Genomic DNA, 21,579 nt, shown 5'->3' on the forward strand with positions numbered 1-21,579 from the left:
TGATGTGTTCAAGCGCATCAGGAGGGGCTCGAGTTGAGCGAGTGGCATGTGGAGTGGGTGCCGGATCCGGAGCGGTGGGGGCCGTTGCCGGCTGGGGGTGTCCTGGGAGTACAGGACTTGCCGGGGGCGGTGGCCCGGATCGGACTGAAGCCGGGCGATCCCGTGTACGTACGGCCGGATGGCATGGTCGACACGGAGCTGTTGGATTTCGTCCGCTCCAAGGAATTCAGAAATCTGGAGCGGGAATCGAAGCGGAATTACGCGACGGATATCCGAATCCTTCTGGGGTTCCTGTCGTCTCGCGGGGTGTCGTGGCAGAAGGCGACCGAGCGGGATCTCGCGGACTTCCGTGACTGGCGATGCCGGGCTCCGGAGAATCCGCAGCGGATCGGCGGGACGAAGTGGAATCGTGAGGCAGCAGCGTTCACCAAGCTTTTCAAGTGGGGCAAGGTCTACCCGCTGCCGGTGGATGTGTCGAGGCGGGAGGACCGGGCCGCGGACTCGGTGAGTGCTCGGGTGTCGTGGCTGACACCGCGGACGTGGGGCCTGTGGTCGGACGTCGGGCTGCGGGGTCACACCCGCGCGGGGGTGGCCGCGGCGGGGTGGGAGTCGCGGACGGAGATCCGTAACACCAGCTTCGTGCAGCTGCTGCTGAGCTCAGGTCTGCGGCGGCAGGAGGGTGGCTCGCTGCTGACGTTCGAGCTGCCGACTCAGCAGCTGCGCCACGGTCGCTACCTCCATGGCCGCGTCGCGGGCGCTGTGACGCGGTCGAAGACCACCCGCACGTTCTACGCGTCGGTGGACGCTGTCGGCCAGGTCGAGGCTTACGTGCAGTCGGAACGGGCCTGGGCCGTTCAGCGGGCACAGGAGAAGGGCGTCTACGAGCGGTTGCCCGCGATGCGGCTGGTCACGAAAGTGACGCGCGGGCTGAAGCCGAAGGTCGAGTGGGTTGACGCCGACGGTGTCGTCGGCGGGCAGGACCTGAATCTGCTCGGCTGGCACGAGCGGCAATGGCTGTTCCTGGGCGGGCCGGACGGGCCGGAGCCGGCATGGTTGTGGCTGACCGAGCAGGGCCTGCCGATGCTCCCGGACCGGTGGAACGGCGTGTTCAGGACCGCGAACCTGCGCTGCGAGGAGGTGCTGCTCACCGAGGAAGAACGCAAGATCGAGCGGAAGGTTCGGCTTTCGGAAGTACGCGGGAAGACTCCGTATGCGACCCCGCACTCTGCCCGGCATTCCATGGCTCTCTTCATGCTGATCCTGCTGAACGAGCTCTTCGAGTCCCGATACGGGCTGACGAAGAAGGACCGGCGGGACTTCGCCCAGCTGTTCGGCGATCCATGGTGGCTCGTGAAGACGATCTTGGGGCACGTGGATGTGGAGACGACGAAACGGCACTACCTCGCGCCCGTCTCCCACCTGCACCTGGAGTCGATCCTCGCCGCTGCGGAGGCTACCGATACGGGTCAGGACGTGGAGGATGTGGACGGGGTGTTCTCCCGGCTGGCCCGCGAGACGGCCGGGATCCAGGACATCGACACCCTTCTCGGCGAGGCCGCCTCATGAGCAGGCGGGGACGGCGGGCCAGCCTTCCACCGGGCGACCATCGCACCGAGCCGCTCATCGTCCCGGACGGGCTCGTGGTGACGGTCGTGAACAAGGCTGGCCACAGCAAGACGTTCGACTTCGCCGAACTGCCTGCTCCAGAGCCGATGCGACGGTCCCTGGCGGCCGCGTTCGCGGTCCAGGCCCGTCGCTGGGAGAGCCACCTCACCGCCTACAACTACTGGCTCAGACTCGTATGGTTCGCCCGCTTCTTGGCCGATCAGGAGCATCCCCCGCGGGACCTCGATGAGGTGACTGCGGCCATGCTCAAACGCTGGCGCACACGACACGTCGGCTCCAACGCCGGCAAGCAGATTCTGACGTCGGTACGCGGAGTGCTCGTGCACGATCCCCGGCTGGGCGACGGTCCGGTGGCCGAGGAACTTGCTCGCCGCCTTCCCAGGGCGAAACCGAGCAAGCAGTCCTTCACGGAGGCGGAGCGAGAGAAGGTACGGCTGGCCGCTCGGCGGCAGTTCCGAACCGCGTTGCTGCGGATCCGTGAGAACACCCTGGTCCTGGAGCGCTGGCGGGCCGACGACATCCCCGAAGGCAGCAAAAAGTGGCGGCTGGGACAGATCCTCGACTTCCTTGCACGCGCAGGTGACGTCCCCCGCACCCTCCTGCCGAGCGGCCAGACCACCGTGACGAACCGCAGGGTCCTCGACGGCAGAAGCGTGGACCGGACCTGGGGCCGGTTGTTCCTCACCCGTGGGGAATTGACGGCACTGGCCGTGCTGCTGACCGACCAATTCGGATGGAACCTCGCGGTCTACGACCGCATGCCCGCCCCCACGACCACACCGTCAGCCGGAGAGACGACCACGGTGACCTACCAAGTCCAAGTAGAGAAGCGGCGGGCCGGGGCCGGTCGCTGGTTCTCCACAGAGAACATCACCGACTCCGGCGCTGATTCCGCGGGACGGCTGATCACCCACGCTCTGGAGGCCACCGCGCACGGCCGTGCTCTGGCTGCCCGCCTCGCCCCGGGCACGGACCTGCTGATGACGGCCCGCGCCAGTATTACCGGGGGTGATCGCCAGGACCTGGACCGGCCCCGCCCGGTTGGCCCCCTCGTCTTCGGCATCGCGACCGGCGACGTCAAGGGATGGGTGGAGCATCACCAACTCGGCGGGTCACCCTTCCAGCGGGCCCGGCGGACGACAGTGACCCGCGAGGGCCGCCCACTGCAGCACACCCGGGGCACCCACGAGAGCGTCTATGTCCTACCCGACAAGAACGTCCAGGAAGCTGCCCAAGAAGTGATCGAAAGCGGCGCCCAGGAGGCTCTGGATCTGGCACGGAAGATCGCCTTCGCCGGCCACCTCACCAGCACCGCGAACCCAGATCACTCGGAGACGGCGACAGCCGACTGCGAGGACGAGACGACCACCCCCTGGCCCTCGCCCGACGGCGGATGCGGAGCCAACTTCCTGCTCTGCCTCGCCTGCACCAACGCCCACGTCCACCCAGGCCATCACCCCCGCCTTGCCCATCTTCACGAGCAGATGGGCGGCCTGCGATCCGCTCTGCCCGACCACATGTGGCACCAGCACTGGAACGACCATTGGCAGCGGCTGGAGGACCTGCGGGGCAAGGTCGGCCCGGCCGCCTGGGCCGGAGCGCTGGCCCGCGTCACCGGCACAGACCACGAAATCGTCGATCTTCTCCTGAAAGGTGCACTCGCCCCATGACTGCCGCGGCAACCGAGGACGACCCGTATGTGCTGCCGATGCCATCACCGGACAGCCCCATCGTCCTGCCGAAGTGGATACGCCCGAACAATCCGCATCCCGTCTCCCGCTACCACGACCGCATCTGGCCCCTGGCCCCGCTCATCGACAACCCCGGCACCAGGCTCATCAGCATCCACTGGGAGAAGTGCCCAGCCCGGATCCGTGGCCTGCTGAAATTGCCAGCCTGGACCATGATCAACGGCCAGCTTCGGCCCACCCGCATCAGGAGCCGCGGCACGGCGACCCGCTCCCGAAGCTCCGCCGAGGACATGGCAAGCACGTGTCGGGAGTGGATGCGACTGGCACGCTGGCTGGAAAAACGCGGCATCACAGATCTCGCCGCCTGCACCGAGGACGAGTGGCGGAAGTATCCAGATGAGCGCTGGAAGGGCGGGGTGAGCCGCGGCCGCGCCGAGAAGGTCCTGGGATGGTTGACGGACCTGTGGCTGTTCGACCAGCTCTCCGCGCATCCGGCGGGGATCGCCCGGCCTCCGTGGGACAGCGAAGGCATTGACGACTTCCTGCCCGCTGTCAGTGACAAGGGCGGCGGCGAAAACTCGACCGAGCCGCTGGATCCACAGGTCATCGGCCCCTTGCTGATCTGGGCGATGCGCGTGATCGAAGACTTCGCCGACGACATCCTGGCGGCTTGGACGGAAAACCGCCGCCTGACCGCCCTGATCGGCGCAGTTCCCCCCGTCCAGGGCGGCCAAGCCGCCGTTGAGGCCTATCTGATGCCCCTCATTGAGACGGGCGCCCCGTTGCCAAGCACCAGGAACCAGGGCAAGAACACCGTGGCCCGAACATTCATCGCCGCCACGACTGGTGCCAGCGGCGGCCAGGTCGACCGGTTCGCGATCAAGCACGGGCTCAGCGCGCTGACGGCACAACGTCCAGGACCTTGTCCGCTGGACATACCGGTGACCGGACGCATCAACGGACGCCCCTGGCGCACGCACCTGGACTTCAATGAGGCGGCCAGCCTGATGAAGCACCTCGGCACCGCCGCCATGATCATATGTCTTTATTTGACAGGTATGCGCCCACAAGAAGCGCAGGGATTGCGCTCAGGATGTTGCCCCGACCCCGAACCGGGCCCGAACGGCGCCCCCGGCCGGCACCTGATCCGCAGCCGTCACTTCAAGAACATCACCGACGAGGATGGCAACCACGTCTCCGAGGGCGAGGCGCGCGAAGTCCCCTGGGTTGCCATCACACCTGTCGTCCACGCAGTCCGAGTCCTGGAACGGATCGTCCCCGAAGGGGAGTACCTCTTCAGCGCCGCCCACCACGACTTCCCCTTCCAACGCAACCACCACGGCGCGCTGAAGGGCGAGGCATTGAACCAGCGGATCGAGGACTTCGTGACCTGGGCAAACCATGAGGCCAAAGCCAATGAGCTCCCGGGCCAGGCCATCCCGAAAGATCCACACGGATCGATTGGGATGTCGCGCTTTCGCCGGAGTCTGGCCTGGCATATCGCACGTCGCCCTGGCGGGCTGGTCGCACTCGCCATTCAGTACGGGCACATGCGCACCGTTCTGGATGCTCGCACCTCCAGCGGCTACGGCTCCCGCAGCCGCTCCGGAATCCACGGCGTTCTCGACATCGAGACGGCCCTGGCTGCCGCTGACACCGCCGCCCATCTGCGCGACCGCATCGCCGCTGGCGAGAAGGTCTCCGGGCCTGCCGCCCGACGCGCCATCACCGGCGCTGCCACCACACCCCGCTTCGAGGGCCGCATCGTCCCCAGAACGTTCGCGCGAAAGGCCGCCAAGTTCCTCGCCCGGGACGGCGTTGTGCTCTATGACAATCCGGACGCGTTCCTGATCTGCGCGTTCAAGCACGACAACGCGCTCTGCGAGCCTGAGCCGGGCGCGACCGCCCCGCGGCAGTACGCCTGCCAGAGCGGCTGCGGCAACACCGTCCGCACTGACACCCACGCACGTCAGTTGCGGGAGAAGGCCGACGAGATCGACCTCAAGGCCACCGTCGTCCCGGAGAAGCTCGCCAATCGGCTGCGACGCAATGCCGACATCCTCCGCAAGACGGCCGACGACCACGACGCCACCGCACAGACCGCCGAGGCCCTGATATGAACCAACAGCACCAGGACGAACGCACTCGCATCCGCGAGGCGATGGACCGGCTGCTGGCCGGGAAGGCCACCGCTTCCAATGGCAGCCTCACCGTCGTCGCACTCGCTGCCGAGGCCAGCGTTCACCGCATGGCCCTCATGAAACGCCACGCGGACCTGAAAAACGAGTTCTACGAGCGGGTTCGAACTGAAGCCCGGCAGGTCCCAGAGTCCGAGAAGCGACTGCGGGAGACCGTCGCGAAACTCAAGAAGACGATCACCAATCAGAAGGCCGAGATCGAAGAACTTCGCAATCTAGTGACCCGTCTCACCCTCGCCAGCGCCGTTCTCACCCAAAAGAAGGACGAGGCCACAGAGCCAGTCGCGGCTCCTGACAACGTCACTCCCATCCGCCCGCGCACCACCTAACTGGTCCGGCAATACTCACACCGCTTATGCCGGCCTGCGCCGCCTCCTGGCCGCCGGGTACGGCAGCGAAGTATCGGGCTCATGACCTAGCCGGTGCTTACGAGCCTCGCCTGGTGGAGCACACCACTGCGGTCACGGTGCTGGACGATGTCACCGCCTCCGTCGACCTGGTCCGCGAGGCGACCATGCCGCTGGCCGCCGACGGCGTCGACGTCCAGGCCGTGGTGGCTGTGCAGGCAAGTGCCCTCGCCGACGCCGCCGCGCGGCTGACCGTCCTGGCCAATCGGTCCTGGATCCTGATCGCCTCCACCATCGAGCGGCTCGCCGAGGCGGTCGGCGCCCCGCGCCCGGTCCCCGCGGTCCTTGAGGTAGGTGGGCCTGAGCTGGCCGTTGAGCCTCGTCCAGGGACAATCGTGCATCCACATAATGCCCGCCTGCGTCGGCGGGCAGACAGACGGCGAAAGGCACGACCCGTCCCGGACAGCCATTGCCTGACGGGCCACTGACCGCGGCGGCGGACCTCGGCCGGAGTGTTGTTCACAGTCGGAGCTACTCACCGCGCTTTGTGCCGCCGTTCGCATGCGGTGAGCTGCAACTCCACTGGACGTCACCGGTATCCGGACAGACCTGCCACCACTTCAGGAAGCCAATCGCCGCAAGCTGGGCGAGTGTACCGGGCAGGTCCTGGGCCTCTCCGCCGCACTCGCGGGCCATCCGGTCGGCCTCGCCCTGACCTCGCCCGGTAACAGGGTCACTGTGCGCGGCGACGTGGATGCTCAGCAGTTGCTCGAGCACGCCTTCACCAGCTGTTCGCGCTCCGTGTCCGGCGCGTAGTGCCCAGTCCGCAGCGCGCTGCCGGTCAGGGCGGGAGGGAGACTGGCCGAGCAGCGCTGGATCCAGCAATTCGGTGATCACTTCGCCCGGCCGCGGGCTGGTGCGCACACAGAGCCAGCGAGCCTGCTCCAGTTCCTGCCACGGGTGCGGCGCGCTGAGGCGAAGGCTGCGCAGGACGCCTACCGGCAGCCGGACGTGCATACGCGAGTCCATGCGGAGCGCGCACTGCAGGGCGACCAGCCTGGCCGCTGCCGAAACGCCGTGAGGAAGCGCGACGGCGAGGTAGCTGAGCATTTCCGCCACCCGGATCCGGTCGCCCGGCCCTCTGGCTCGACGCTGGCGCCGACGGGCGGCACCGCGCCGTTGATGCGGTGAGACGAGCAGCGTGTCCGGTACCACGGCTGCCTGTTCCGTGGCTGCCGCACAAGCCGTGCACGCATCGGCCAGCCGCCAAAGCCGACCGCCCCGCTCCCGGGTCAGGAGCAGCCGGATGGGGCCGGCGCAGCCGCGATGGCGGGCGTGCCAGCGGCATCCACGCTCGTGGCACTGGCAGATCCGAAGGTGAGTTGCGCGCAGATCGGCGCGGGCGTGCCTGGCGAGGTGGGCCAGGGCGGCCGCGCGGGCGGCCGCGGGGGCGACGCGACCACCGTCCAGCGGGCAGTGTCGGCAGACGAGGGTGATGCCGCCGGGATGGGAACGCAGCTCCACCGTCCAGGCGCGCGCCGCCGCAGAACAAGGTGTGCGCAGCCTCATGGGTGCGTGCTCCTCCCGCTGCCTCGTGCTGGCCCCGGCCCGGGGCGGGCAGGGACGGCCGCCCACCGTAGTGCAGACCTCTGCCCTACTGCTGCCGCCCACCAGCTCAAATAGGGCAGAGGTCTGCACTGACAGGGCAGGGGTCTGCCCCGTCGGATGGTTGGGTGACGATCTTGCCGCCCGAGCCGGACCTGAACGCGCTGCGTCTGAAGCTCGCGCGTCTGCGCTCCGAGCGCGGGTGGAGCTATGACGAACTCGCGGCGCGAAGCGGCCTGGCCAGGCGGACCATCATCGAGATCGAGCAGGGCCGAACCGTCGGCAGCCTCAAGACCTGGCACGCCCTGGCGCACGCCCTCGGTACACCCCTCGACGACCTGTTCGGCACGTTGTGCGAGGGCCACGACCTGCCCGGCACGCCTGACGGCTGAACGGGCGCCCGCAGCCTGCGGGAAATCACCCGAACCGGCCATCCGGCATCGAAAATGTGATCGCCTCCTCGTGCACGTGTCGCCCTGGTAGGGGCCACTTGGGGGATCGCGCGGCGCAGGTCCCGGTGAGGCGGCGTGTTGGCTGGCAGCTTCGTCCTCATGTGCTCCACACCTCCTCCTGCTGCCCGGCGCTGGGACGGCAGCCCGGTGCATGTCCCTGTCCGCCGGTCCCTGCGCGTTGCGCCCGACGCGATCAGCCGGCTGCTGCGCTGCGGCCAGAGCGACCGGTGCCGCGACTGCGGCAACCGGATCGAGTGGTACCAGCGCGGCAGGCACAGTGCCGTGCGCCTGCATCCGGGCGAAGTGCTCGTGAGCGCCGTGCCGGCCGCCTGCCGCTGGCACGTCAGCTCCGGCGTCGCCCACCCGTCGCACGATGGGACGCCCTGGTGCCGCCTGCCCCACGCCGTACTCTGCCCCGCCCAACCCGCCCCGCAGGCAGCTCCCGAACTCGCCGAGCTGCGGCGCATGCTGGCCGTCAACACCCGCCGCCTGATCGACGCCGGCGCCTTCACCCCGCCACCGGCCGACTCCGCTTGCAAACCCGCGCCCGCCGCGTCCGGCTGCCGCCCGGCCCGGCCGACCGTGCAGATCCTGTACGTCCGCTACCTTGCCGACCGCCCCGTCGAAGAGATCCAGTGCGTCGCCCAGACCCGGCGCCGCCACCGATGCACCAGCCCGGTTCTCACGTCCGGCACCCGTGGCGGGCAGTGGAGACTGATGCCCGTCGCTGCTCACGCAGGCCAACTGGCCCCAGCCGCTGAGACCATGGCTGTCTACAGCCTCGCCGCCATGCCCTACGCGGAGCAGCTGCGCTGGCGTTCCCAGCGCTGCCCGCAGCACTCCGCCATTCCCGCCGCGGCCGACCTGGCCCTGGCCGAGTGGGAGCCCTTTGACCCGCTCCTGCACAGCGACCACATCCACACCCGGGTGCCCACGCTCAGACGCCGCGGCGGGCCCGCAGATCACCCCAGGTGGGGGGTGCGGGTATGACGCGGCACTACGCCATCGAGATCACCTTGACCCGGCCCGCCTCCTGCCGCGAACTGCGCCGTGCCCGCAAGCACGTGGCGCTCGCCGAGAACGCCGACCGCACGCGGCTGATGACCCTGCAGAGCGCGAAGAGCCCGGGCAATGCCCTGCACCAGATGCGACGCAGACTCGATGGGCAACTGCCCATCGACATCCTCGCCACCCACTACCTCGACCACAGCGGCCACCTCCTGCTCAACGTGAACTTCGGCCGCACAACCACCAAGGCCGTCCGCAAGGCTGCGGCGGCCAACGGCCAGCGCCCCCGCGACTTCCTCGGCCAGCGCCTGGCCCAGGAAGTCGAGCGCAGCGAGCAAGAACGCCAACGCCGCCTGCCAGCCCGCCTGGAAAGCCTGCTCCAGCAGCACACCCGTGAAGAAGTGCTCTCCTGCGCGGCTGGCCTCCTCAACCGCCGCCACCCGTCCGCCGCACCGCGGCGACCCGCGCGCTGCCCCGCCTTCCAGCTCTCTCCTGCGCAGTACGGAGCTCTTTTTGCACATCCCGACCGATGAACAGGCGCACGCCGCCAACACCTTCCGCGCCGGCCACCACCTCGTCCTGCAGGCCGGGGCCGGCACCGGCAAGACCAGCACCCTTGCCCTTCTGGCGGCCAGTACCCCGCGCCGGGGCAGGTACCTGGCCTTCAACAAGGACATCGCCCGCGACGCCGCGGGCCGCTTCCCGAGCACAGTGCGGTGCAAGACGGCCCACGCCACGGCCTACGCCGCCCTCGGCCACCGCTACGCCCGCCGCCTCAGCAGCCCACGCCAGCCGGCGTGGAAAAGCGGCCAGGCCCTGGGCATCACCGGCCCCGTCCGTATCGGGGAGCGCGACCTTACTCAGCGGACACTGTCCCACGTCGTCGTACGAACGGTGACCCACTTCTGCTACTCGGCCGACAGCAGCCTGGCTCGCCAGCACGTGCCCCGCCTGCGCGGCCTGGGCACATCTGAAGAGCAGGCCCACCTCGCGGAGGTGATTTTGCCGTTCGCCGTCAAAGCGTGGACAGACCTGCAGGATCCCGACCTCGGCGCGGTCCGCTTCGAACATGACCACTACTTGAAGATGTGGGCCCTGACCGGGCCGAAGATCGAGGCGGACTACCTCTTCCTCGACGAAGCCCAGGACACCAACCCCGTCCTGGAACACGTCTTCGCCGCCCAACGCGACCATGCTCAGCTGGTCATGGTCGGCGACTCAGCCCAGGCCATCTACGGCTGGCGCGGCGCCCGCGACGTGATGACCGGATTCGACGCGGCGCAGCTAACCCTGACACGCTCCTTCCGCTTCGGGCCTCGGATCGCAGCAGAGGCCAACCGGTGGCTCGACCTCGCCGACGCCCCCATCCGGCTGACCGGAACGGACACCATCCCCGCCGAAGTCGGCGACATCGCCTGCCCCGACGCGGTGCTGTGCCGCACCAACATCGGCGCCATGGCCGAAGTCATGCGCCTGCTCGCCGAGGGACACCGCGTCGCCCTGACCCGGGGAGGACAACAACTGGCCGCACTGGCCCACGCCGCCCGCGATCTCAAGGACGGCCGCCGCACCAACCATCCGGAGCTGGTGCTGTTCTCCTCCTGGGGCGAACTGCAGGACTACGCCGCCTACGACCCGGCCGGCCGCGACCTCCAGCCCTTCGTCGATCTCGTCGACACCCACGGACCCGACGCCATCCTCACCGCCGTGGACAAACTGACCGACGAATCCACCGCCGACGTCACCGTCTCCACCGCCCACAAGGCCAAGGGCCGCGAATGGCCCACCGTGAAGATCGCCGACGACTTCCCCGCACCGAAAGACACCGACCAGCACGATGCCCAGGGCCGCCCGATTCCGGAACCTGTGAGCAACACCGACGCCCGCCTCGCCTACGTCGCCGTCACCCGCGCCCGCAACCGCCTCGACCTCGGCGGCCTGTCATGGATCGACAGCCATCCCCAGGCGGCGGGCCAGACCGCCACGTAGCGCAGCTACCGGCGCCACCGCACCGGCCGGCCGCAGCTCTGTCTCCTCCTAACCGTCCGCGGCGGAGAAGGGGAAGAAGCCGTGCCTGCCCGGTCCGGTGCCGGTGAACCGGTAGCTGCGGGCTTCGGAGAGCACGTCGACGGGCGGGTCGCCGTTTCCGACGACGACGGCCTGGCCGGGGAAGTCGAGCATGTCCCGGTAGAAGTGGTCCACCACGTGTGCGGTCAGGTCGACGTCCTCGCCGATGGGCTCGTCGCTGATGGGGTCCGGGTACGTCACCACGGGCGAGTGGAGGACGACGAAACTCGGATGCGGCTGTCGTTGCTCAGACAGAACTGTGCCAGCGCGGTGGTGAACGCCGGTGCAGGACCGAGCGGACACCCTTGCCCCGGCTGGCACGGGGACGGCCTCCCGCACGGACGTCCATGGCGTACTGGTCGTACTCCGCGACCTCCACGGCGGGGACCTTCCAACACTTCCAGCGTGCCGCTCCTCCAGTTCGTCGATCCGCGCGTGAAGCTCAAGAGCCCGCTCGATCTCTCACCGGACCTGCAGGTGCTGCTCCATGCGTTGCCTCAGAAGTGCCAACCGGTCCTCTGTCGCGGGGATCTCCGCATCCATGCGGACCGTCTTCTGCCTTGTTGTGATCCTCGGTCGCCCCGGAGAGCGACCGCCACTCGGAGGAGGACTCCGAACGTTGCCATCCGCTGGTTATTGCGATCCCCGGCCGCTCCGGGGAGCGACCGCCAGGGTCCTCAAGGAGGGAACCCAGTACCAGCAGGCGATGTTGCGATTCTCGGTCGCCCCTTTAAGGCGGCCGCCACCGTCATCGCTGATGTGCTGATCCACCCGACTGGCACGTTGCGATCCTTGGCCGCCCCGGAGGACGGCTGCCACGTCGGGGACGTATAGCGGCGGGTTCTCGGTGGTGTAGTCGTTGCGATTCTCGGTCGCCCCCTGAAGGCGGCCGCCACCGTCATCGCGGATGTGCTGATCCACCCGACTGGCACGTTGCGATTCTCGGCTGCCTCGGAGGGCGGCCGCCAGGGTGATTGTGGCGCGGTTGGAGCGGGTCACCTCAACGTTGCAATCCTCAGCCACCCCGGAGACCAGCCGCCGTACCACCGAACCGCTCCACGTCTGGGAGCCCTAGTTGTTCAATGCTCGGCCGCCCCAGAGAGCAGCCGTTCCAGGCCCAAGTGACCCAGCTTGTACGTGTTATAGACGTTGAGATCCTCCGTCGCCCTGGAGGGCGGGCGATCGCCAGCCGTGCCCCACGGTGTACGCGTAGTCGGTGCCATTGCCATCTGCGGTCGCCCCAGAGGGCGACCGCCAGTCTGACCCTGCGGAATGACGATCCAGCGCTGGATTTGGTTGTGATCCTCGGTCGTCTTGGAGGGCGACCGCCAACTAGAAGACCTACGTCTACACCGTCGAGGGCAATACGTTGCGACCCTCGACCGCCCCGGAGGGCAACCGCCAGCATATGGCGGCCTGCTCTGTGGCGCCGATGGGGCCGACGTTGTGATCCTCGGTCACTGCTGAGGGCGACCGCCAGGTCCACGTAGTCCTGCCAGCGCGGCGGGTCTGCGTAGTTGCGATTCTCGATCGCCCCTGAGGACGACCGCTAGGTGGCCTCACGGGGTGAACTCCTGGGAGTCCTCGTCGTTGCGATCCTCAGCCGCCTCGGAGGGCGACCGTCGGTCGACTCCAGTCAGGATGAGTAGCCACTGGCCGGAGCCGTTGCGATCCTCAGTCGCCCCGAGGGGCGGCTGCCAGGACCCTGGCCACTGACGCGGCCACCGATGTGGATGTGTTTCGATCCTCAGCCGTCCCACCGGTCGGCCGCCGCTTGCCAGCTGGGTCGTGCGCGACTGGATGTAGCTGTGGTTGCGATCCTCGGTCGCCACCGAGGGCGACCGCCAGCGGTCGTCTCCGATGAAGACCTGGTTCAGGGTCTGGTTGCGATGCTCGGTCGGCCCACAGGGTGACCGCCACCCTGGAAAGATCGAGACGCCTTCCACCATATCCCCGGTGTTGCGATCCACGGTCGCCCCGGAGAGCGACCGCCGGTTCGCGTACTACGACCGCGACTCGTTTTCCTGGAGTTGCGATCCTCGGCCGCCACACAGGGCGACCGCCAGGTTCCCGCTGGGTGTCTACGACCAATGCTTAGAATCCGTTGCGATCCTCGGCCGCCCCGGAGAGCGACCGCCAGTCCAACGCGCCCAGTATGTACCGCTGCGGAGCACCGAAGTTGCGATCGTCGGCCGCTCCTCAGGCGGCCACCACCGCGTCGACCGTGTTGTAACAGCGAGGCGACTCCATGTAGTTGCGATCCTCGGCCACTCCGGATGGCGGCCGCCACCCAACCGTCGGAGCACTCGGCGATGCGGTTGCAGAAGTTGCGATTCTCGGTCGCCCCCGGCGGGTGAACGCCAGGTACAGCCAGACGCGCTTGTCGCCGTCCATGGTGTCGTTGCGATCCTCGGTCGCCCCGAAGGGCGACCACCAGCCGCGTCCGGCGACGTGATCGACATCGACTATGCGATGTTGCGATCCTCCCCGCAGGACGACCGTCAGGGCCCGCAGGTCTTGCGGGGCGTTTGACGTGTCCCAGTTGCGAGCCTTGGTCGCCCGAGAGGGCGACCGCCAACTGCATGCTGATCACGCACCTGCCAGGCACCCTGCCGTTGTGATCGATCCTCTACTACTCCGGTAGGGAACCTCCGGTAACGTGCATCCGGGCCGTGTGCGGATTCTCCCGCTGTTGCGATCCTCGGCCACCTTCAGGGGCGACCGCAAGTTGTCTGTTTGACCGGGTATGTTTCCTCGACCGCGCAGTCGTGATTCTCGGCTGCCCCGAAGGGCGACCGGCAGGCCGGCTTCGGCAGCCACGACGTTGTCGAGCTGAAGTTGCGATCCATGGTCACCCTAGAGGCGCCCTGGAGGGCGACCGCCAGCTGCACGGCCGTGGACGGGGTGATCGGCTGGTAGCGATTGCGATCCTCGGTCACCCCCTGGGGATGACCGTCAGACTCACATTAGGTTCCCGAACAGCAGGTTGACCTCGTGGTTGCGATCCTTGGTCGCCCCGGAGGGCGACCGCCACGGCCAACGGCTTTTGCAGTCTGGCCGAGATCGAGTTCGTTGCGATCCTCAGCCGTAGCTCGAAACTGCACGTAGTCCTGAGCCGCATACCGCGCTCTTGACTCGCATCAGTCGGTGAGGCGGGTGAGGGTGACTCCCTCGGGCATATTGTCTTCGTCGATGTCGATGCGGTCGGCGTAGTCGTCCCAAGATCGCGCTTCGCTGTGGCCCAGCGGCTTGACGCGGATCAGGTCGAAGAGCTTGTGGGCTGGTGCCCGCCCGTACGGGTCGTCGTGGGTGAAGATGTACAGGCCGCGGATGGCCATCTCGCCGCGGGAGCTGGCGCGGTCGTGGTCGAACATCATGGTCATGGCGTGCCAGTAGGCGGCCAGGTCGTCCGGAGTGACGCCGGCTTTCGTGCCGAGGGCTCCGGAGTAGAAGCCGTGGCCGCGGTAGAGCCCGTAGGGCACGTAGTGCTTGTTGCCCATCTCGGTGACCTTGCCCTTGGCGAGGTCCTCGGGCTTGTTCGGGGCGACGCGGGTGATGCCGGCCTCGAGGGGGGTGACGGGGTCGATGGAGCGGGAGAAGGTGAGCTGCATGGGGCCACGGGCCTTGCCGGCGTGCTTCTTCTGGTCGCCGACGGACATGACGGCGCCGAAGAGGCGCACGTCGTAGAAGTTGCGGATCATCCACTGCTGGGCGGTCGCGGTGTCGCCTTCCGTGGTGCCGCCTTCGTGGTAGGCACGCTGGATCTGCGGGTTGAGGGCGACGCCTTCCTCGACGTACATCTCGAAGCCGGGCTGCCCCTGATGGGTGAGGGTGATGGTGTTGCGGATCTTTCGCTTGAGCGCGACGTCGGTGATGATGCCCTGGCTGGTGATGGGGTCGATGCGGGGCATGCCGCCGGCGTCGGGGTCGCCGTTGGGGTTGCCGTCCTTGACGTCGATGAGGAAGACATAGTCGTGCTTGCGGGTGGGGTCCAGGTGTGCGGCGGTCATGACTGTGTTCGGTGTCCTTTCCGGGTTGGTGGTGTTGCGGGCTGCTGGGCGCTTACCAGAGGGTTTCGTTCGTATCTTCGGCCGCTTCGGGGAGGGCGTCCGCGGTCTGGTCGGCGGCAAGTTCCTTGCCGGCTTCGCGGGCCTTGATGGCTTCGGCTGCGGCCCGGGCGGAGTGGGCGCGCTGGTGTTCGTAGCCGAGGATGAACAGGGCCTGCTGCTCGGCGTTGAGGTGGGCGGGGAGGGTGTCGAGCAGGTCGAAGGCGTCCCGCAGTCGGTTTTCCATGGCCTTGGCTGCGGGTTCGCTCGTGCGGGCGATGGTGCGCAGGTGGGGGCGTGCGCCGATGCGGAGGCGGGTGAGGACGGCTCGCGGCGAGACGACGGCGGTGGTCAGGTACTTGTCGGTGATGGTGGTGTTGACCTTGGGCATGGCCTTGCGCTGGATCGCTTCGAGCATGGCCATGATCCGTCCGCACACGTATCCGGGTTCGGTCGAGGTGGTGTTCAGCTGGGGCACGCACAGCTCCTTGTGGCGGGTGGTCGTACGGGTCAGGGCGAGGCGCAGCAGCGCGATGCGGGGCCGGTCGATGTGGTGGTCGGCGCGGATGCGCTGCATGAGGACCGGCAGGACATGGGCCGGCGGCGGTGTGCCGTGGAGTGCAGCTTTGGCCAGGTCGGCTTGAAGGTGCTTGGGGATGGTGGTGTCGATGTATGTGTTCTTGCGCTTGTCCCAGCGGGCAGCGGCCAGAGCCAAGCGCCAGATGGGCCAGTAGAGGTAGGTGTTGTTCCAGCCGTCCCAGGTCTGCTGGTCGGCGAACCAGGTTCCGAGCCGCTGCTTGAGCTCGGGGACGGGGATGGTGATCCAGTCGGCGATGATCACCCTGTTGGTGTTCACCCGCAAGGTGACGGCGTGGAAGGCGTCGTCGTCGAGGGCAGTCAGCGCGTTGCGTCCCTTGTGGGGGTGGTGGAGTCCGTCGACGAGTTGGGCAACCTCTGTGGGTTCGGGGTTGTCCAGGGTCCACATGTCGGTCTCTGTGGTGGCGTTACGGGTCCACCAGACGATGGCGGAGTCGCCGGCGCGGGTGTGGTGCTCGGGGTCGGCCAGCAGTGCGTTCAGGGCGGTGGTGGCCTTGGTTCCGCAGTCGACGCAGACGGGGGTGGCACCGAGCTGCTTGATGCCGGCCCGGTAGTGGGCGGGCTGGTTGAGGCAGATCAGCTGGGTGTTCATCCCCGAGTTGGGAAGGCCCTTGACGGGGACCGGAAGGGTGGACAGCAACGCTTTCGTCTGCCCGCAGACAAGGCAGGTGCCTTCCTGGCTCTTGCCCGGTTTACCGCTCTTCGTGCTCTTGACCTTTTCTGCCCACCAGCGCTGGGCCTGGGGGAGGTCGTGGATCCACTCGCCGTCCACGCTGATGGCCACGAGGTGCCCTTGATCCATCTCCTCGGGCCAGTCGTCCGGCGTGAAGGTTCTGTCCAGCCACTGGGCCAGGGTGCGGCCCTGGGGAAGGCCGGGGTGCTCGTTGCACCAGGAGGTCACCATGGTCCGGTAGGCGGTGTGACGCTCCTCGGCCTTGGTGATGTCCTTCGGGTTGGCCGACGGAACCTTCTTATCGTCTGGCCCCTTCACCAGGCCGGGGTGGGCGAGGACGTACAGCGCGCTGTCAGCAAGTAGAAACGGCGGCGGGTTCTTCCCCGAGCGGCCTGTGTAGGGGGCGGTGACCTTCCGTGGCTCTTCCCCCTTGCCGGGACGCAGGTCGATGATCAGCGGCTCGGCATCGCTGGTGCTGGAAAGGTCGATCTGCCACATGATCGGACGCCGCTGGTAGTAGTCGGGGACGGCGTCCTCGCGGCTGTTGGCGTGCTGGACGAGGTTGTGCAGGAACACTTCAGGCCGTCCCCTCGGCAGAAACGCGGCCCTCGGCCCCGGGCATCTGGCCGACCCGCGCGGGGGCGAGCGGGCGGTCCGGCACGTGGAGAACACCGCGCTCAAGACGGGCACGGAACCAGTGGTAGCGCTCCTTGCCGTTCGGCAGGTACTCGATGTGGTGAAGCATCAGCCCGATCTCGTCGATCGGGGGGATACCGGCCTGGTCGGCGGCGGTGACGGCACCGGCTTCCTGCGCTGATCCGCGGGGGCCGAAGAACGCTGCGAACTCGCGGCACCCGAAGTGGGGTTGCTCGAAGCAGGCACCGCGCTTGACGCGGCGGTCGAACTGGTCGCGGTACTTCGGCAGCGGCGCGGTGCAGCGGTCGGTGGCGTTGATGGTGGCGTGGACGCGGTAGGCGACGTCGCGCAGTGCGACGGTGACGCGCTGCCCGCGGTCCTCGGCGACGTCATACCGGTAGCCGTTGTTGGCGCGCAGGTCCTCAAAGGTCTTCTTGGTGATGATCGAGTTGTTGACCTCGTTGCGCCGGAAGCTGGTCCACTGCACCGGCTTGAGCAGCTCGATCCGCTCGATCCGGTAGGTGATCTCCGGCTTCCACAGGATCGCCTCCAGCAGCCCCCTCGCCGCCGACGGGGTCATGACCGGGTAGGAGACCCGCTCGACCTTGAGTTCCGGACGCGTGAAGCATGCCAGCGGACCCCAGGCCTCCACCTGAACGTGAAGTGGCCGGTCGGCCCTCTCTCCACGCTGCCGTGCTTGTGTCGAAATCATGCATCCTCCCCCTCTATGCCCTAGCTGACTCGGCCCGTTGTCAGTGCCGGCGGCTAGCGTCGTCGCACTGCCCCGATCCACGACCTTCGGTACGCAGGCCGGTAGTGAACTACGGCCATCTAGCCGGATCTCAGCGCATAAGTGATGGTAAGTCAAGTATGGTTGTAAAAAAGGCAGTTGATGAGATATCGGCACGTATGCCAGCCCCGGCAGGCAGGCTCGTAGCCCACTCACCGGGCCGTCGGGGCATCTGGCACTGGTACGAAGACCACGCCCGAGGCACCGGCGAGATGGCCCGGCATTTCGCCGAGCCATGGGGAGGCGGAGAACTCGCCTACCGGCTGGGACGCGACCACGACACCGGCAAGGGCGCGTGCGCCTGGCAGGACGGCCTGATCGAAGAAGCCACAACCGGCCGGAAGGTCCGCCGCCCCGCACACCATGACGCCGGGGCGTTCCTGTTCGCTCAAGTAGCACGGCAGCATCCGGTGCTGACACCGTTCGCCGGCGTCATCGAGGGACACCACACCGGCCTGTCCGCCTGGTCGGAACTCCGTGTCCGGCTCAAGGGCCTGATGCGGGACTCCGGAAAGGTCAACGAGGCGATCAGCCGGGTCGCCGAAGTCATGCCGGAGATCCTGGACGGAACCTGCCCGGCTGCCCCGGACTGGCTCGACCCGTGCAACAGGATCAGCGTGGAGATGCTGGTCCGCATGACCTACTCGGCTGTGGTCGACGCCGACCGGCTGGACACCGCCGCGCACTTCAGACCGGGCCCGCTTCCCCGGCCGGATGCGGGCATGCCGGAGTTGTGGGAACGGTACGAGACCCGCCGCCAGGAGGCCCTTGCCGAGCGCCGACGCCGGAAGGAGCCCTCGTGGCTGGACGGGCTCCGCGAGGACGTCTATCAGGAGGCGATCGAAACCGCGGCCGGCGAGCCGGGGGTGTACCGGCTGCACCTGCCGACCGGCGCCGGCAAGACCTTCACCGGCGGAGGATTCGCACTCCGACATGCCGCGCTGCGCGGACTGCGGCGCGTGATCGTCGCGGTCCCGTTCATTTCGATCACGGAACAGAATGCGGCTGTCTACCGGAACCTGCTGGATCCAGAACACGGACCGCGGACGGTGCTGGAACACCACTCCGCCGTGAACTTCGAGGCGCCCGACCGGCACGCACCACGGTCCTCGGGCACCTCAGGAGACGTTTACCAAGACCAAAGGCGTGCTCGCATTAACCGGTGGGCGAAACTGGCAGCGGAGAACTGGGACGCCCCATTCATCGTAACCACCACGGTCCGGCTGATCGAGAGCCTGTTCGGCAACAGTCCGTCAGCCACCCGCCGACTGCACCAGCTCGCCAACTCCGTCATCGTCCTGGACGAGGTCCAGGCACTCCCCGACACCCTTCTGACACCGATCCTGTCCGGACTTCGGGAACTCGTCGAGCACTACGGGGTAACCCTGGTCCTGTCCTCGGCCACACAACCGGAACTCACCGCACTGAACCCCTGGCAGACCGGCCTGCCACAGCGCGACATCGTCGCCAACCCCGCACCGCTTTTCCAGCGGCTCCGCCGGGTCCGGTACGACTGGCGCACCGGACCAGAGGTGACCCTCAAAAGCATCGCCGCAGAGGCCACAACGCACAGCCAGGCTCTGATGGTGGTCAACGGAACGAAAGACGCCAACCACGTGCACAAGGTCTGGCTTGGCGACCGCGACGAGGACCCCAGCACCCTGCACCTGTCGACCCGCATGACCGGCGGCCACCGCAGAGAAACCATCCAAGCGGCAAAGCAACGCCTTGACGCCGGCCTGGACACGCTGCTGGTGTCGACATCACTGATCGAGGCCGGCGTCGACCTCGACCTCCCGCGCGGATACCGCGCCAGATCGCTGCCAGAGTCCGAACAGCAAGCCGCCGGGCGCATCAACCGTGAAGGCCACCGCACGACCGAAGACAGCATCATGACCATCTTCGAACCGACAGACGGTCTCCAGCCACAAGCGATCTACAACCGGTGCGGCATCGCCGCAGCATCCCGCCGCTTCGGCAAGGGCCTCGCAGACCCAGACGATCTGGACATACTGCGCTCCTACTACCAGCACCGCTACCGACTCCAGGCCGGACGCTCCTCCACAGACCCCAACGGAGCCACCGGAGAAGCCATCGAGGCACTGCGAGAAAAGCTGGACTACCCGGAAACCGCCCGCAGGATGCGCATGATCGACAACGAGCACTCCGTTGCTGTCGTCGCCATCCGCTCTCAGCTCAACGAGAACGACCGACAAGCCGCCCAAAATGCCATCGAACAACTCCGTAGCGGGATACCAACCCCCGAGACCTACCGCACACTCCAGGCCCACATGGCATCCATCCCGCAACGAGAACTGGAGACAGCGATCAAGGCTGGACACGCCGTCGAAATCGCCGGTGACCTATACGAGTGGACAGGCCCCTACCATCCCCAACGAGGAATCGAACCCGCCGTGTAGCGAAACGCAGCGACTGAAGGACCACCGATAGATACGGTGTTCCGGGACAGTGGCGTCCGGAGCGCCCGAGGATCGCAACCACTTCCGCACCGACCGGCCCTACGGCCCACCGGAGTGGCGGTCGCCCTTCGAGGCAACCGAAGATCGCAGCACCTTTTACTGTGTCAGTTGAAACTGAGGGCACGGTGGCGGTCGCCCTTGGGGCGATCGAGGATCGCAACAAAGTCCAGTGGGCGCAGAACACGGCCGAGGCCTCGGGTGGCGGTCGCTCTTCGGGGCGACCGCGGATCGCAACGTCACGTCCGGCCGCGGCGGAGTCGTCGACCGGCTCGTGGCGGTCACCTTCCGGGGCGACCGAGTATCGCAACGTGGACAGCAGGGCGACCAGGGTTTCCAGCCGCCGGGTGGCGGTCGCCCTCCGGGGCGACCGAGGATCGCAACGTCCAGCCGGTCTCCCGGGTGCCGTAGAGGACCGGGTGGCGGTCGCCCTCCGGGGCCACCGAGGATCGCAACTGGAAGAAGCACTGGCTGGACACGATCATGGCGGTGGTGGCGGTCGTCTTCCGGGGCGACCGAGAATCGCAACGCCGCCCAGAATGTCAGGTAGTCCTTCGGCAGCATGGTGGCGGTCGCCCTCCGGGGTGACCGCGGATCGCAACGGGTACAAGGTCACCCATCTGAAGAACGGATCGGTAGTGGCGGTCGCTCTCCGGGGCGATCGAGGATCGCAACCAGTACGTGTACATCCTGTCCATCGCATCCGGCGGCGGTGGCGGCCTTCGTCAGGGCGGCCCAGGATCGCAACTGCACTCCTCCGGCGAACCGGGTCGGGGCCAGGCCGACTGGCGGTCGTCCTGCGGGGCGACCGAGGATCGCAACTCCGGCACATGCGCATGCGCGTACCAGCCGGCCGTCTGGCGGTCGCCTCTCGGGGCGACCGAGGATCGCTGCCTCTGCCTGCAGCCGATTGGAAGCAGGCACGGTCCAGCCGACTGCGGATCTTAACGCAAGCCCCCAAGCTATCCACAGGCCGAAACGCGGGCGGCAGCTCCCTCATACGATGCTGCCGGAGTCTTGCGGCCTGCGCCCGGTTGATCGGTAACTACTCGGCGATGCCCATTGAGACCTCCGGACCAGCCGTTGCCGACCTGCTCCAGGTCGCCGGCCTCGATGCTCATTAAGTTCGTCCGCCGGGGAAGGCCGACCTCAAGCCGGGAGACGTCGTCATGGAGATCCATTACCAGGAGCAGCTCCGTGCCGTGCCCCTCCCCGGAGGCCTGACGATGACTCTGGGCTGGACGTTGCAGATGGGACGCTCCGAACTAGATCGCTACATGATCGAGCTTGTCCAGCCGCGTTCGTGGATTGCAGGGATGAAGCACCTGCTTGCCGCGCGCCGGGTCGGGCAGCCCTAGCCGCACTA

16 protein-coding genes are annotated in these 21,579 nt (G+C 67.7%); 11 read left to right on the top strand and 5 right to left on the bottom strand.

Translation table 11 applies throughout. The annotated features are described in order from the left end of the window. Positions 1-33 precede the first annotated feature (33 nt). From ACZ4AA_RS27505 to ACZ4AA_RS27525, 5 genes are all read left to right on the top strand, one after another. Complete coding sequence (locus tag ACZ4AA_RS27505; protein ID WP_467608540.1) at positions 34-1,566, top strand: integrase; 1,533 nt, start codon at positions 34-36, stop codon at positions 1,564-1,566. Next, positions 1,563-3,296: a hypothetical protein gene (locus tag ACZ4AA_RS27510; RefSeq protein WP_467608542.1), complete on the top strand. Its 1,734-nt coding sequence runs from the start codon at positions 1,563-1,565 to the stop codon at positions 3,294-3,296. Before ACZ4AA_RS27505 ends, ACZ4AA_RS27510 begins: the two co-directional genes overlap by 4 nt. Then, positions 3,293-5,437: an integrase gene (locus ACZ4AA_RS27515; RefSeq protein WP_467608546.1), complete on the top strand. Its 2,145-nt coding sequence runs from the start codon at positions 3,293-3,295 to the stop codon at positions 5,435-5,437. The genes ACZ4AA_RS27510 and ACZ4AA_RS27515 overlap by 4 nt, the downstream gene beginning before the upstream one ends. Continuing rightward, positions 5,434-5,844: a hypothetical protein gene (locus ACZ4AA_RS27520; RefSeq protein WP_467608548.1), complete on the top strand. Its 411-nt coding sequence runs from the start codon at positions 5,434-5,436 to the stop codon at positions 5,842-5,844. Before ACZ4AA_RS27515 ends, ACZ4AA_RS27520 begins: the two co-directional genes overlap by 4 nt. A 113-nt stretch (positions 5,845-5,957) precedes the next feature. After that, a complete protein-coding gene (locus ACZ4AA_RS27525) occupies positions 5,958-6,350 on the top strand; it encodes a hypothetical protein (RefSeq protein WP_467608551.1) in 393 nt (130 codons plus the stop codon). Positions 6,351-6,393: 43 nt separating this feature from the next. On the opposite strand, the gene ACZ4AA_RS27530 is transcribed toward ACZ4AA_RS27525, so the two are convergent. Continuing rightward, positions 6,394-7,431, bottom strand: a complete 1,038-nt coding sequence (locus ACZ4AA_RS27530; protein ID WP_467608555.1) for a hypothetical protein — start codon at positions 7,429-7,431, stop codon at positions 6,394-6,396. A 164-nt stretch (positions 7,432-7,595) separates the two neighbouring features. Here ACZ4AA_RS27530 and ACZ4AA_RS27535 point away from each other — a divergent pair, with 164 nt between their 5' ends. The 4 genes from ACZ4AA_RS27535 (at position 7,596) to ACZ4AA_RS27550 (ending at position 10,916) form a co-directional block, all read left to right on the top strand. Then, positions 7,596-7,859 (top strand): helix-turn-helix transcriptional regulator, encoded by a 264-nt coding sequence (locus ACZ4AA_RS27535; RefSeq protein ID WP_467608557.1) that lies wholly within the window; start codon positions 7,596-7,598, stop codon positions 7,857-7,859. Positions 7,860-8,018: 159 nt separating this feature from the next. Next, a complete protein-coding gene (locus tag ACZ4AA_RS27540) occupies positions 8,019-8,909 on the top strand; it encodes a DUF6083 domain-containing protein (protein WP_467608561.1) in 891 nt (296 codons plus the stop codon). Continuing rightward, the gene (locus ACZ4AA_RS27545; protein ID WP_467608563.1) at positions 8,906-9,460 is read left to right on the top strand and encodes a hypothetical protein; all 555 of its coding nucleotides are present in this window, start codon (positions 8,906-8,908) and stop codon (positions 9,458-9,460) included. The genes ACZ4AA_RS27540 and ACZ4AA_RS27545 overlap by 4 nt, the downstream gene beginning before the upstream one ends. Further along, positions 9,441-10,916, top strand: coding sequence for a UvrD-helicase domain-containing protein (locus tag ACZ4AA_RS27550; RefSeq protein WP_467608566.1), 1,476 nt, complete (start codon positions 9,441-9,443; stop codon positions 10,914-10,916). The genes ACZ4AA_RS27545 and ACZ4AA_RS27550 overlap by 20 nt, the downstream gene beginning before the upstream one ends. A 48-nt stretch (positions 10,917-10,964) precedes the next feature. Here ACZ4AA_RS27550 and ACZ4AA_RS27555 read toward each other — a convergent pair whose 3' ends face one another. The 4 genes from ACZ4AA_RS27555 to cas5c all read right to left on the bottom strand — a co-directional run bounded on the left by ACZ4AA_RS27555 (position 10,965) and on the right by cas5c (position 17,658). Further along, positions 10,965-11,195 (bottom strand): hypothetical protein, encoded by a 231-nt coding sequence (locus tag ACZ4AA_RS27555; RefSeq protein WP_467608572.1) that lies wholly within the window; start codon positions 11,193-11,195, stop codon positions 10,965-10,967. A gap of 2,939 nt (positions 11,196-14,134) precedes the next feature. Next, positions 14,135-15,004, bottom strand: a complete 870-nt coding sequence (gene cas7c, locus ACZ4AA_RS27560) for a type I-C CRISPR-associated protein Cas7/Csd2 (RefSeq protein ID WP_467608577.1) — start codon at positions 15,002-15,004, stop codon at positions 14,135-14,137. 52 nt (positions 15,005-15,056) lie between these two features. Continuing rightward, complete coding sequence (gene cas8c / locus ACZ4AA_RS27565; protein ID WP_467608582.1) at positions 15,057-16,886, bottom strand: type I-C CRISPR-associated protein Cas8c/Csd1; 1,830 nt, start codon at positions 16,884-16,886, stop codon at positions 15,057-15,059. Position 16,887: 1 nt separating this feature from the next. Then, entirely contained in the window at positions 16,888-17,658 is a 771-nt protein-coding gene (gene cas5c, locus ACZ4AA_RS27570; RefSeq protein WP_467608587.1) for a type I-C CRISPR-associated protein Cas5c, read from the bottom strand. A gap of 197 nt (positions 17,659-17,855) precedes the next feature. Here cas5c and ACZ4AA_RS27575 point away from each other — a divergent pair, with 197 nt between their 5' ends. Together ACZ4AA_RS27575 and ACZ4AA_RS27580 are read left to right on the top strand one after the other, a co-directional pair. Further along, positions 17,856-20,156 (top strand): CRISPR-associated endonuclease Cas3'', encoded by a 2,301-nt coding sequence (locus tag ACZ4AA_RS27575; RefSeq protein ID WP_467608590.1) that lies wholly within the window; start codon positions 17,856-17,858, stop codon positions 20,154-20,156. Between the two features lie 1,226 nt (positions 20,157-21,382). Continuing rightward, the gene (locus ACZ4AA_RS27580) at positions 21,383-21,571 is read left to right on the top strand and encodes a hypothetical protein (protein ID WP_467608595.1); all 189 of its coding nucleotides are present in this window, start codon (positions 21,383-21,385) and stop codon (positions 21,569-21,571) included. Positions 21,572-21,579 lie beyond the last annotated feature (8 nt).

The sequence above is a fragment of the Streptomyces sp. NPDC024698 genome, assembly GCF_055559015.1.

Excerpts from the sequence above, each read along its gene's own strand:
- ACZ4AA_RS27520 (WP_467608548.1), top strand. The coding sequence starts at position 5,434 with ATGAACCAACAGCACCAGGACGAACGCACTCGCATCCGCGAGGCGATG.
- ACZ4AA_RS27530 (WP_467608555.1), bottom strand. The coding sequence starts at position 7,431 with ATGAGGCTGCGCACACCTTGTTCTGCGGCGGCGCGCGCCTGGACGGTG.
- ACZ4AA_RS27515 (WP_467608546.1), top strand. The coding sequence starts at position 3,293 with ATGACTGCCGCGGCAACCGAGGACGACCCGTATGTGCTGCCGATGCCA.
- ACZ4AA_RS27510 (WP_467608542.1), top strand. The coding sequence starts at position 1,563 with ATGAGCAGGCGGGGACGGCGGGCCAGCCTTCCACCGGGCGACCATCGC.
- cas7c (WP_467608577.1), bottom strand. The coding sequence starts at position 15,004 with ATGACCGCCGCACACCTGGACCCCACCCGCAAGCACGACTATGTCTTC.
- ACZ4AA_RS27575 (WP_467608590.1), top strand. The coding sequence starts at position 17,856 with ATGCCAGCCCCGGCAGGCAGGCTCGTAGCCCACTCACCGGGCCGTCGG.
- ACZ4AA_RS27540 (WP_467608561.1), top strand. The coding sequence starts at position 8,019 with ATGTGCTCCACACCTCCTCCTGCTGCCCGGCGCTGGGACGGCAGCCCG.
- ACZ4AA_RS27580 (WP_467608595.1), top strand. The coding sequence starts at position 21,383 with ATGGAGATCCATTACCAGGAGCAGCTCCGTGCCGTGCCCCTCCCCGGA.
- cas5c (WP_467608587.1), bottom strand. The coding sequence starts at position 17,658 with ATGATTTCGACACAAGCACGGCAGCGTGGAGAGAGGGCCGACCGGCCA.
- ACZ4AA_RS27545 (WP_467608563.1), top strand. The coding sequence starts at position 8,906 with ATGACGCGGCACTACGCCATCGAGATCACCTTGACCCGGCCCGCCTCC.